Raw genomic sequence first — 11,311 nt, forward strand, 5'->3', positions numbered from 1 at the left:
ACACATCCACCCACCCGGGCAGGGCCGTAGCCGGGGCGGCGGTTTTCGGGGTGGCCGGTCTGCGTTGAGGACCTCCACCCACCCGGGCATTTGCTCGCCGGGCAGGCGGTTTGATGGGTGGCGGTGCCGTTCCCCTCTTCCTCGGCGGCTGCGCCGCTGGGGGTTCGGGCGGGCGGTGGCTGTGCCGGTGGGCTCGGGTTGGCCAGCCACCCGGCCGATGGCCGGGGTGGCGGGGTGTTGGGCGGCTCTGCGACAGGGCTACAGGTGGCGGAAGTCCCGTGGGGAGAACCGGGGGCCGTACCGGGGCTTGCCCAGTCCCGCGCTCAGGATGTGGCGGACGGCCCGGTGCCGGTGGCCCGCGTAGGGCGCCAGCACCTCCAGCATCCCGGCGTCGTCGAGCTTGCGGCCCAGGAGGGCGTGGCCGACCAGGCCGGGGACGTGGAAGTCGCCCACGCTGACCGCGTCGGGGTCGCCCCAGGCGCGTTGGGCGACCTCGGCGGCGGTCCAGACGCCGATGCCGGGGACGCGGCGCAGGAGCAGCCTGCCCTCGACGCCCTTGAGTTCTGCCGCGCGTTCCAGTCGGCAGGCGACCTGGGCGGCGGCGATGACGGCGCGGCGGCGGGCGCCGTCCACGCCTGCCTTGTGCCACTGCCAGTCGGTGATGCCCAGCACCGCCGTGGGGGTCGGTGGGGCGCACACCGGGCCGGGCAGTCGGGTGCCGAAGCGCTGCGCCAGGTCGCGCCAGGAGCGGTGGGCCTCGGTGCCGGTGACCTTCTGCTCCAGGACCGCCGCCAGCAGCACGTCCCACACCCGGCCGGTGGCGCCCAGGCGCAGGGTGGGCTTGCGCCTGCGCACCTCGGCCACCAGCGGGTGGTGGGCCACGAAGCCCGAGTCGTCGTCCTCGGCGCCCAGCAGGGCGGGGACGGACGCCAGGAGCGGGTCCGCGCCCGGGCCCCAGGCCGACGCGGTGACCTCCCCGGCGGACACCGCCAGGTGCAGGCTGCCGGGACCGGTTGCGGTGTTGGCCGCCAGCCACGCGCCGTCCGGGCCGAGCCGCAGGCACGGGTCGCCCGGGCCCCGGCGCAGCGGGCGCAGCAGGGCCGCCACGTCCACGGCGCGCTCGGGGGCCCAGCGCCGGGTGGCGGGGGCGAGCGGGGTCACGGCGGTGGGCGTCATCACGGGGACCGTACCCGCCGGTTGGCTACAGTGGCGCCACCACCGGGAAGTCCCGGTGGGAACCTTCGCTGTCGGATGGGGAACGAGTAGCGCTGTGACGACGACAGACCTGCACGTGGTCGTGCCGGCCGGTGGCAGCGGCACCCGCCTCTGGCCGCTCTCGCGGGCGGCCAACCCCAAGTTCCTGCACCCGTTGACCGGGACCGACCGCTCGCTGCTCCAGGCGACCTTCGACCGGCTCGTGCCGCTGTGCTCGGCGGCCAACCTGCTGGTCGTGACCGGGACCGCGCACGCGGCCGGGGTCGCCAGGCAACTGCCGGGGCTGCCCGAGCGCAACGTCCTGGTCGAACCGTTCGCCAGGGACTCCTGCGCGGCGATCGCCCTGGCCGCCGCCGTCATCCACCGGCGGGCACCGGGGGCGGTCATGGCGTCCTTCGCCGCCGACCACCTGATCACCGACACCGCCGAGTTCGCGCACACCGTGGCCCGCGCGGTCGACGGCGCCCGCGACGGCTACCTGATGACCATCGGCATCACCCCGACCCGGCCCGAAACCGGGTACGGCTACCTGCAGTGCAGCGAGCCCGCCGCGCGTTCGGTGATCCAGCGGGTGCTGGAGTTCAAGGAGAAGCCGTCGCTGGACGTGGCGACGCGCTACGTCGAGTCCGGCAAGTACCTGTGGAACGCGAGCATGTTCGTCTGGAAGACCGACGTCTTCCTCGCCGAGCTGGCCGCCCGGCGCCCGGACGTGGCCGAGCCCATCGCCCGCATCGCCGACGCCTGGGACACCGACGCGCAGGAGGAGACGCTGGCCGAGCTGTGGCCGTCGGTGCCGAAGGTGGCCGTCGAGTACGCGGTGATGGAACCCGCCGCCGAGGACGGCAAGGTCGGCACCGTGCCCGGGGACTTCGGCTGGTCCGACATCGGCGACTTCGAGACCGTGGTGGAACTGCTCGGCATCGACGTGGGCGGGGGCGGCAAGTCCTTCGCCACCGGCCCCGGCGGTCGCGCGGTGGTGGTCGACGGGGAGGGCGTGGTGGTCGTCCCGGCGGGCAACCGGCTCGTCTCCACCCTGGGCGTCAGCGACGTGATCGTGGTCGACACCGAGGACGCGGTCCTCGTCTGCGGCCGCGACCGGGCCCAGGACATCAAGCGGCTCACCGAGATCCTGCGGGAACGCGGCGAACTCGACAGGCTGTAGGCCCGGTTCCATGACGTGGCGTGGCCGGGGCGATACCCTGGCAGGACACCCGAAGGTTCCCACGGAGAGGCCGAGACATGGATCCCCGTGACCGGGCCGATCTCATCCTGGCGAGGGCCCGCGCGCGCGGCGCCTACGTCGTGACCCCCGACAGCGCCACCTCCCCGATGGACGTCGCGGCGACGCTGCAGATCCCCCGGGCGGTGATGAGCGCCCTCGACGCGGCCGACCCGGACGTGACGATGGTGTTCCCGGTGGACGAGCTGCCCGCCATCGCCCAGGAGGCGGCCACCCAGTCGTTGGCCTCGCCGCCCAAGCCCGCCCCCCGGGTGCCCGCCGCGCCGCAGCCCGAGCAGCTCGACGGGCTGATCCCCACCACCAAGCAGCCGCCCTCCTCGGGGCGCCCCTCCATGTCGCAACGGCTCGACGGCGGCGACCGGGGCTGAACCCGGGCTCAGCCGCCGAGGGCCGCGCGGACGATCTCCAGGGCCTGCTCCGGTGCCAGGCCCAAGCGGTGGGTCTCGGCGGCGTAGCGGTCGGCGGCCTGCTTGGCCCGCGACAGCGACCGGTCCCCGGCCGCGCCCACGAACGTCCCGGCCCGGCCTCTGGTCTCCAGCAGGCCCGCCTCCTCCAGTTCCCGGTAGGCCCTGGCGACGGTGTTGGCGGCGATGCCCAGGTCGGCGGCCAGCGCCCGGACCGTGGGCAGCTTGGTGCCCACCGCCAGCTCCCGGTCGTTGATCATCCGCGCCAGCCCGGCCCGCACCTGCTCGAACGGCGGGACCCCCGAGTCCGGGTCCAGGTCGAGCAGCCCGCTCACCGGCAGGCGGCGAGCATCGCGCCGATCCCGGCCGCCTGGTCCGGGTCCGGCGGCAGCGCGTCCACCGGCCACCAGCGCAGGTCCAGCGACTCGTCGCTGCGCACGGCGATCGAGTTCTCCGGGGCGTGCACGGCGAAGCGGACGTCGAAGTGGCGGGTGGGCACGCCCAGCGAGCAGGTGATCGGGTGCACGTCGACGTGCAGCGGCACCGGTTCGATCCGCAGGCCCGCGATGCCGGACTCCTCGGTGGCCTCGCGCAGGGCCGCGCCCGCCAGCGTGGTGTCCTCCGGTTCGCAGTGCCCGCCCAGTTGCAGCCAGCGGCCCACCCTGGGGTGCAGGGTCAGCAGCACCGAGGAGCCGGTGTGGTCGAACACCAGCGCCGACGCGGTGATGTGGCCCGCCGCGCAGGCCCTGGCGCACGCGTCGGGGCGGGCGGCGAGGAACCCGAGGTAGGCCTGGCGCAGCGACTCCTGGCCCCGGTCGGCGGGTTTCCAGGTGCTCAGGGTGCTGACGGTGTCCTCGTGGAGCCGGTTCACAGTTGGAGCCATCCCTCGTCGGTCCTCGGTTCGCGCGGGGTCAGCGGGTCGACCGGGTGGCCGACCGCCACCGCGCCCAGGGGTTCCCACCCGTCCGGCAGGTCGAGCACCCCGCGCACGACGTCCGCGCAGAAGATCGTCGAGGATACCCAGCAGGAGCCCAGGCCCTCCGCCGCGAGGGCCACCAGCAGCCCCTGCACGGCCGCGCCGCCCGCCACGGTGAACATGGTCCGCTCGGCCTCGGCGCGGCGGGCGTCGGGGTAGTCGTGGGCGCCCTCGCGCACCAGGAACGGCAGCACGACCTCGGGGGCGCGGTGCAGCAGGTCGCCCCGGGCCACCCGGCGGGCGATCCTGTCCTCCGGCCAGCCGTCGGCACGGAGGTCGGCTTCCCAGCGCTCGCGCATGGCCGCCAGCAGCTCCGCGCGCTTCTCCCGCACGTGCGCGAACCGCACCGGGCGGGTGTGGTGCGGGGCGGGGGCGGTCAGGGCGGCGGCCACGGCCCGGCGCAGGGCGGCCGGGTCGACCGGGTCGGCGGTGAACTCGCGCAGCGAGCGGCGGACCAGGACCGCCTCGCGCCTGCCCTGGGCGATCGCCTCCGCGGTGCCCAGGCGGAACAGGTCGTCCTCCACCCGCACCAGGTCGCGGGCGCGGCTGCCGTCGTCGCGCAGGTCGAGGCCGCGCACCACGGCGACCGGGGTGCCGCCGAGCTTGCCCTTGACCAGGTCGGCGGCGGCGGCGACCTCGTCGGCCACCGCGATGGCGGTGACCACCAGCTCGTTGCCGTGCGCGTCGACCTCACCGGCGTAGGCGTGCAGGACCGGCAGACCGGAGGAGCCGATCGCGGCGTCGGTCTGCCCCAGCCGCCAGGCGCGGCCCATGGTGTCGGTGACGACCACGGCCACCTCCACGCCCAGGCGCTCGCGCAGGCCGCCGCGCAGGGCGGCGGCGGAGGCGTCCGGGTCGACCGGCAGCAGCGCCACCTCGTCGGCGGCCACGTTCGAGGCGTCCACCCCGGACGCGGCCTGCACGATGCCCAGCCGGTTGACCGTGATCAGCGTGCGGCCCTTGCGGGCGACCACCTTCTCCGCCTCGTCCAGCACCAGCCGGGCGCGCGCGGCCTCGCGGCCCTCCGGGTCGGCGGGCACCCGGACCAGCCGACCCTCCACTTTGGAGAAGACCTTGCTGGTGACCACCACCGCGTCCCCGGAGCGCAACCACGGCATGGCCTTGACCAGCTCGCCGGTCAGGTCGTCGCCGGGGCGGAACTCGGGCAGGCCCGGCACCGGCAGGACCTCGATCCCCCTCGGCGCCGCGTGCCCGCTCACGCCGGGACCTCCACCCCGCCCAGGTCGAACGCCGCCCGCACCATCTCCGCCGTCGTGTCCACATCGGACATCAGCAGCGGCACCGCGCGCACCGCCACCCCCTCCACGTCGGCCTTGTCGCCGGTGTGCACCAGCCAGCCGTCGAGGATGCCCTTGTCCGAGCACGCCCGGGAGCCGTAGTGGCGCCCCACTGCCTGCGCGGAGGTCTCCAGGCCGATCGCGGCCAGGCAGGCGTCGGCCATCCCGCGCACCGGCTTGTCACCGATGATCGGCGAGACCCCGACCACCGGGGCGCCGGTCTTGCGCAGCGCCCCGCGCAGCCCGGGCACGGCCAGCACCGACCCGATGCTCACCACCGGGTTCGACGGGGCCAGCAGCACCAGGTCGGCCTCGCCGATCGCCTCCAGCACCCCCGGGCCCGGGGTGGCCTCGTCCGCGCCGACCGGCACGATCGACTGCGCCCTTGGCTCGGCGCGGTGGCGAATCCACCACTCCTGGAAGTGCACCGCCTTGCGCTCGCCGGTGCCCGGCTCGTCGATCACCACGTGCGTCTCGACCCGGTCGTCGGTCATCGGCAGCAGCCGCACCCCCGGCTTCCACCGGTCGCACAGCGCGGCGGTGATGTCGGACAGGTCGTAGCCCGCCCGCATCATCCTGGTGCGCACCAGGTGGGTGGCGATGTCCTTGTCGCCGAGGCCGAACCACTCGGCGTCGGTGCCGTAGGCGGCCAGCTCCTCCTTGACCGTCCACGACTCCCCGGTGCGGCCCCAGCCGCGCTCGGTGTCGATGCCCCCGCCCAGGGTGTACATGCAGGTGTCCAGGTCGGGGCAGATGCGCAGCCCGTGCAACCAGATGTCGTCGGCGGTGTTCACCACCGCGGTGACCTCGTGCGGCGAGTCCGCCGGACCGACCGGGGGCAACCCCAGCAGCCGCTTGACCCCGAGCAGGAACCGGGCGCCGCCGACGCCCCCGACCACAACGACAACCTTCACGGTCGGCGATCCTCGCACGCCAGGGTGGACCCCGTCCGGGTGAGGGGCGGTATCGGGCGGTTCACCGCCAGAAGAAGAACAGCGACTGGCCGACGGCGGCGGCGAACTCGTCCCCGCCGAACACGCCGTACAGCGCGGTCACCGCCTCCCAGAACACCTCGCTGACGCCGGGGACGCCGATCAGCACCGCGAACAGGATCAGCGGCGCCCACGGCCGGGCCTTGGCGCCGAACACCCGCGCCTCGTGGGACAGGAACGGCTCGACCGCGCCCCACCCGTCCAGGCCGGGCACCGGGAGGATGTTCAGCACGAACGCGGCCAGTTGCAGCAGCGCGAGGAACGACAGGCCCGCCCACAGCGCGTGCTCGGTCAGGCCACTGAAGGCGATCTCCGTGGCCGACGGCCCGAACACGGCCACCACGACCGCCAGCAGGATGCCGATCGCCAGGTTCGACAGCGGCCCGGCCAGGGACACGCGTGATTCCACCGCTCGGGAGCGCAGCGCCCCGTGGTTGATCCACACCGCGCCGCCGGGCAGCGGGATTCCGCCGATGGCCAGGAACAGGATCGGCAGCAGCAGGCTCAGCACCGGGTCGGTGTACTTGCGCGGGTCCAGCGACAGGTACCCCTTGTCCCGCACCGACCAGTCGCCGCCGCGGAAGGCGACGATGGCGTGGCCGAACTCGTGCACGCACAGCGACACCGCCCAGCCGCCGAGCACCAGCAGGAAAACCCCTGCTCGGGCCGCGGTTTCGTTGTCCATCAGCGTCAAGAAACCGGCCCCGACGGTGAGCGCGAGCAGGCCGAGGAACACGGGCGAGGGACGAACCGCTGATCTGTGCACCCCACCAGTGTGGCAATCTTCGCGGTTTGCCGGGCGACCGGTGCGGGTAAAGAGGGGAGACATCCCTTGGTACCCGATCGTGTACGGGCCGCTCATATCGCATCACCCGGCCGGGGGCCTCGCTTGACCCGCCGCCGGGACACGGGTGTAATCACATCGATGTCATTCACCAAGGGGACGGTGCGTGCCATCCGCCGACCGAGGAGTATCGGAAGGCGAGGAGGCGGGCTGAGATGCAGGGAATGAACGACGGGGGTCGCGTCATGGAGTGGGGGGAGCGCCCGGCCGAGGAGCTGGGGGCACTCGCCGGTTTCCTCGACGAGACCGACGAGCAGGAGTGGCAGGAGCGCGCGCTCTGCGCGCAGACCGACCCGGAGGCGTTCTTCCCCGAGAAGGGCGGGTCCACCCGGGAGGCCAAGCGCATCTGCCTCGGGTGCGAGGTGCGCGCGGAGTGCCTCGACTACGCCCTCGCCCACGACGAGCGCTTCGGCATCTGGGGCGGCCTGTCCGAGCGCGAGCGGCGGAAGCTGAAGAAGCGAGTCGTCTGAGCCGGACCGGGCACGTCCCGCGGCGATCCGAGGACTGAGGACGTCCGCACGGTCGGGTGATCCGCGCACCGCCGATCACCCGACCCGTGCGCAGCCCGCGCGGTCGTCCCGCTGCGGCGGCTGCCCCGTGCCCACCCGCCCCGCGGTCATCGCCGCGCCGGGCTCGCACCTGCTCGCCGGGTCCTGCGGGTGTGCCGCGCCGACCCCGTTCACCTGCCGGTCCTCGCGCGACACCACGGTCCGACCACGTACGGTGACCCGGTCCGGACCGTGATCCACGAGGAGGTGTGCGCGCCATGTCCGCGCGGTCGCGCCCAGCACTGACGCCCGGCGCCGCACCGGTCCTGCGCACCGCGCCGGTCCTGGCCGTGCTGGTCTGCCACGACGGCGCCGAGTGGCTGCGCGTCGCGCTCTCCGCGCTGCGGCACTCCACCCCCCGACCCCGGCACGTGCTCGCCGTCGACACCGGGTCCACCGACGCCACCGCCGAGATGCTCGCCGCCGCGGCGACCGGCGACGACAAGGTCCTCGACGGCGTCCTCACCCTCGACCGCGACACCGGTTTCCCCACCGCCGTGCACACCGCCGTCGACCACGCCGTCGAGCGGTGGGGCGACCCCGGCGGCTGGGTCTGGCTGCTGCACGACGACTCCGCCGCCGACCCCGACTGCCTGGCCACCCTGCTGCTGGCCGCCGAGCTGTCCCCGTCCGCTGCCGTGCTGGGCCCGCTCGCCGTCGACTGGCACGACCCGCGGCTGGTCGTCGAGGCGGGACTGTCCACCGACGCCTCCGGGCACCGGCAGACCGGCATCGGGCCGTCCGAACTGGACTGGGACCGGCTCGCCCGCGGCCGGGAGCGGACCGGTGGCGACGGCGACCGCCGGTTCGGCCAGAGCACCGAGGTCCTGGCCGTGTCCTCGGCCGGGATGCTGCTGCGCCGCGACGTGTGGGACGCCCTCGGCGGGTTCGACCGGGCGCTGCCGCTGCTGCGCGAGGACCTCGACTTCGGCTGGCGGGTCAACCGCTCCGGCCGGGTCGTGCTCTGCGTCCCGGCCGCCCGGCTGCGCCACGCCCGGGGCATCGCCGCGGGCCACCGCGGCCTCGACGCGCACCCGGTCGCCCTCGGCCCGTCGCCGCGCGCGGTCGACCGGGGGCACGGCATGCGCACGTTCCTGGTCAACTGCTCCGCGGTGTCGTTCGCGCTCGGCATCCCCCGGTTGGCCGCGCTGTGCCTGCTGCGCGCCCTCGGCTTCGCCGTGCAGCGCCGCGGCGCCGACGCCCGCGCGGAGCTGTCCGCGCTGAACTACCTGATCAGCGGGCACGCCGAACTGCGCGCCGCGCGGGCCCAGCGCGCGCCGCACGCGGGCGGGGGAGGTGTTCGCGGACTGTTCACCAGCCGGTCGACCCGGCTCCGCAACACGGCGCGCGGCGCGCTGTCGGCCATGGTCCGCAGGCGCGTCGAGGCCGACGCGGCGCTGGGCAGGCTGCCCGGCGACTACGACCCCGGCGCCGTCTGGCTGTCCCCGGAGGACGGTCCCGCGCCGCGCAAACCCCTCGGCCCGGAGGCGCTGCCCGCGGGCGCGGGCGGTCGGCCCCGCCGGGCCGGGCTGCGCAGGCCGGTCGCCGCCGTCGCCGTGTCCCTGCCCGCCGAGGCCGCCCCGCGCCCCGGGGGCGCGCGGCCGTCCCCGGTGCCGCGCCCCTCACCGGTGCCCCGCGACGGGTCCGGCCCGCCACCCGCGCCGGACCTGGTGCTGGTCAGCGTCGACCGGGGCCGGGTGCTGCGGCAGATCCTGCTCGCGCCACCGCTGCTGCTGCTCGTCGGCCTGGCGGTGCTGGCGCTCGTGGTGAACGCCGGGCGCATCGGCCTGGACCTGTCCGGTGGGCGCCTGCTGCCGATCGGCGACCTCGGCCAGACCTGGTCGGAGTACGTCAGCACCTGGCACGGCGTCGCGGGCGGCACCGCCGCCCCGGCCCCCGCCGCGCTGGCGGTGCTCGGGCTGCTCGGCGCGGTCCTGGCGCCGTTCGGCGGGGTGCAGGCGGCGGTCGCCCTGCTGCTGCTGGCCGACCTCCCGCTCGCGGGCCTGAGCGCCTACCTCGCCACCCGCCGCGCACCCGTGCGCCGCTGGGTGCGCGCGCTGATCGCCGTGGCCTACGCGCTGCTGCCCCCGGCCGCGGGCGCGGTCGCCCAGGGCAGGCTCGACGTGGTCGTGGTGCACCTGCTGCTGCCCCTGGTGACCTCCGGCGTCACCGCGCTGCTGGTGCGGCGGCGCACCGGCGCGGGCCCGTCGGCGTGGCTGTCGACGACCGCGGGCACCGCGCTCGGGTTGGCCGTCATCGGCGCGTTCTCCCCGCTGACGCACCTGGTGCTGGTCGTGGTGGCGCTGTTCGGGTTCGTGCTCGTCCCCGGCGCGGGCACCCGGCGCGGGGCGGCGCTGTTCCTGCTCGTGCTGATGCCGCTGGCGCTGCTGCTGCCGTGGCCCGCCGTGGTCATCCAGCACCCCGGCGTGCTGCTGCACGGGGTCGGCGCCCGGCTCGACGCCCCGGCCGCGTCCTGGACCGACCTGCTGTCGCTGACCGCGGGCGGACCGGGGGCGTGGCCGGTCGTCGGGCTGGTGGTGCTGCTGGCGGTGCTGCTCGGGGTGGCCGTGCGACCGCTGCGCGGGGTGCTGCCCGGGCTCGGGTTCGCCCTCGTCGGCCTGGCCGCCCTGGCCCTGGTGCGGCTGGTGCCCGCGACCCCGCTGGGCGGGAACACCGCCACCCACGGCTGGGCGGGCGCGCCGCTGCTGGTTGTCGGCTGGGGGCTGCTGTGGGCGCTGACCGGGGTGTGCCGCACCGGCCGCGCGGGCCTGCGGCTGCCGTCGACCCCGGCCGTCGCGCGCACCCTCGCCGGACTCGGCGCCACCGGGCTCCTCGCGCTGGCCCTGGGCCCGGTCCTGGCCACCCCCGGCCCCCTCCGCGACGACGGCGGCCCGCGCCTGGCCTCCACCCTGACCGCGGACCTGGCCGCCACCCGCCGCTCCGTCGTGGTCATGGCCGCCGACGGCGAACCCCTGCGGCAGACCACCGCCCGCCCGCCCCGCCTCGGCGACGACGACCTCGCCCCCACCCCGGCCGCCGCCACCCGCCTGGCCACCCTGGACCGCGACCTGCGCGGCGACGACGTCGACACCGTCCGCGCCGCCCTGGCCCGAGCCGCCGCCTCCGGCGCCCTGTTCGTCGTCGCCCCCGACACCCCCACCGCCGACCGCCTGCGCGACCGCGGCGGCCAACTCCTCGCCGACGCCCCACCCACCTCCGACGGCCGCCCGGTCTTCCGCCTGCTGCTGCCCTCGGGCTCGGCCTACCTGCTGTCCCCCGACCTCGCCCGCCAGGCCCTCACCGGCACCCCACCGCCCGCCCTGCTGGACAACCCCGGCGTCGTTCCCGTGGAAGCCGCCCCGCCGTCGGTGGCCGTCCGCGTCTCCGACGGCCCCGAGGGCCGCCTCCTGGTCATCGCGGCGGCGGAGGAACCCGGGTGGACGGCCACCCTGGGCGGCAGGCAGACCGGCATCAGCCGCGCCTGGGACGGTCAGGTCGCCATCACGGTCCCCACCCGGGCGACCGAGGTGCGGGTGGAACAGCCGACGGCGCTGCGCGGGGTGCTGCTGCTGGTGCAGGGCGCGGTGCTGCTGTTCACGCTCCTCACCTCGATCCCCGGCCGCCGCCCCGAGGACTGACCCGGCGTGGGCCGTGCCCTCGAAGCCGGTCTTGTCGTGGGGGTGCCCGGGTGGGTGGCTGTGCTCAGCTTGGCCGTCTCCTGCAAAGCCCGGTCGTTTGGTTGGTGTGCCCGGCTGGGTGGATGTGTTTGGCCGGGGCCCCTATGGCGATCATGT

Annotated in this window: 11 protein-coding genes; 4 read left to right on the forward strand and 7 right to left on the reverse strand. The window is 75.7% G+C overall.

Going from position 1 to position 11,311, the window contains the following annotated elements:
* Window positions 1–258 precede the first annotated feature (258 nt).
* Window positions 259–1,176: a DNA-3-methyladenine glycosylase family protein gene (locus UO65_RS11100; protein ID WP_052021014.1), complete on the reverse strand. Its 918-nt coding sequence runs from the start codon at window positions 1,174–1,176 to the stop codon at window positions 259–261.
* Window positions 1,177–1,270: 94 nt separating this feature from the next.
* Between UO65_RS11100 and UO65_RS11105 the strand changes: the two genes are divergently transcribed.
* Window positions 1,271–2,377, forward strand: a complete 1,107-nt coding sequence (locus UO65_RS11105; RefSeq protein ID WP_084175466.1) for a mannose-1-phosphate guanylyltransferase — start codon at window positions 1,271–1,273, stop codon at window positions 2,375–2,377.
* Window positions 2,378–2,454: 77 nt separating this feature from the next.
* Window positions 2,455–2,823 carry a hypothetical protein gene (locus UO65_RS11110; protein ID WP_035281456.1) on the forward strand — a complete coding sequence of 123 codons (369 nt, stop codon included), beginning with the start codon at window positions 2,455–2,457 and terminating at the stop codon, window positions 2,821–2,823.
* 8 nt (window positions 2,824–2,831) lie between these two features.
* On the opposite strand, the gene UO65_RS11115 is transcribed toward UO65_RS11110, so the two are convergent.
* The 5 genes from UO65_RS11115 to UO65_RS11135 form a co-directional block, all read right to left on the reverse strand.
* Complete coding sequence (locus tag UO65_RS11115) at window positions 2,832–3,185, reverse strand: GntR family transcriptional regulator (protein ID WP_035281474.1); 354 nt, start codon at window positions 3,183–3,185, stop codon at window positions 2,832–2,834.
* A gap of 5 nt (window positions 3,186–3,190) precedes the next feature.
* Window positions 3,191–3,742: an NUDIX hydrolase gene (locus UO65_RS11120; protein WP_035281458.1), complete on the reverse strand. Its 552-nt coding sequence runs from the start codon at window positions 3,740–3,742 to the stop codon at window positions 3,191–3,193.
* Complete coding sequence (locus tag UO65_RS11125) at window positions 3,727–5,055, reverse strand: coenzyme F420-0:L-glutamate ligase (protein ID WP_035281460.1); 1,329 nt, start codon at window positions 5,053–5,055, stop codon at window positions 3,727–3,729. Before UO65_RS11125 ends, UO65_RS11120 begins: the two co-directional genes overlap by 16 nt.
* Complete coding sequence (gene cofD, locus UO65_RS11130; RefSeq protein WP_035281463.1) at window positions 5,052–6,047, reverse strand: 2-phospho-L-lactate transferase; 996 nt, start codon at window positions 6,045–6,047, stop codon at window positions 5,052–5,054. Before cofD ends, UO65_RS11125 begins: the two co-directional genes overlap by 4 nt.
* A 61-nt stretch (window positions 6,048–6,108) precedes the next feature.
* Complete coding sequence (locus UO65_RS11135; RefSeq protein ID WP_035281465.1) at window positions 6,109–6,891, reverse strand: site-2 protease family protein; 783 nt, start codon at window positions 6,889–6,891, stop codon at window positions 6,109–6,111.
* A gap of 233 nt (window positions 6,892–7,124) precedes the next feature.
* Between UO65_RS11135 and UO65_RS11140 the strand changes: the two genes are divergently transcribed.
* The gene (locus UO65_RS11140) at window positions 7,125–7,439 is read left to right on the forward strand and encodes a WhiB family transcriptional regulator (RefSeq protein ID WP_035281467.1); all 315 of its coding nucleotides are present in this window, start codon (window positions 7,125–7,127) and stop codon (window positions 7,437–7,439) included.
* A gap of 75 nt (window positions 7,440–7,514) precedes the next feature.
* On the opposite strand, the gene UO65_RS36695 is transcribed toward UO65_RS11140, so the two are convergent.
* Window positions 7,515–7,652, reverse strand: coding sequence for a hypothetical protein (locus tag UO65_RS36695; protein WP_161784449.1), 138 nt, complete (start codon window positions 7,650–7,652; stop codon window positions 7,515–7,517).
* Between the two features lie 83 nt (window positions 7,653–7,735).
* Between UO65_RS36695 and UO65_RS11145 the strand changes: the two genes are divergently transcribed.
* Window positions 7,736–11,155, forward strand: coding sequence for a glycosyltransferase family 2 protein (locus tag UO65_RS11145; protein WP_052021015.1), 3,420 nt, complete (start codon window positions 7,736–7,738; stop codon window positions 11,153–11,155).
* The last annotated feature ends 156 nt before the right edge of the window (window positions 11,156–11,311 follow it).

This window comes from Actinokineospora spheciospongiae, from assembly GCF_000564855.1.
Taxonomy (GTDB): domain Bacteria; phylum Actinomycetota; class Actinomycetes; order Mycobacteriales; family Pseudonocardiaceae; genus Actinokineospora; species Actinokineospora spheciospongiae.

Excerpts from the sequence above, each read along its gene's own strand:
- UO65_RS11145 (WP_052021015.1), top strand. The coding sequence starts at position 7,736 with ATGTCCGCGCGGTCGCGCCCAGCACTGACGCCCGGCGCCGCACCGGTC.
- UO65_RS11110 (WP_035281456.1), top strand. The coding sequence starts at position 2,455 with ATGGATCCCCGTGACCGGGCCGATCTCATCCTGGCGAGGGCCCGCGCG.
- UO65_RS11140 (WP_035281467.1), top strand. The coding sequence starts at position 7,125 with ATGCAGGGAATGAACGACGGGGGTCGCGTCATGGAGTGGGGGGAGCGC.
- UO65_RS11100 (WP_052021014.1), bottom strand. The coding sequence starts at position 1,176 with ATGACGCCCACCGCCGTGACCCCGCTCGCCCCCGCCACCCGGCGCTGG.
- UO65_RS11120 (WP_035281458.1), bottom strand. The coding sequence starts at position 3,742 with ATGGCTCCAACTGTGAACCGGCTCCACGAGGACACCGTCAGCACCCTG.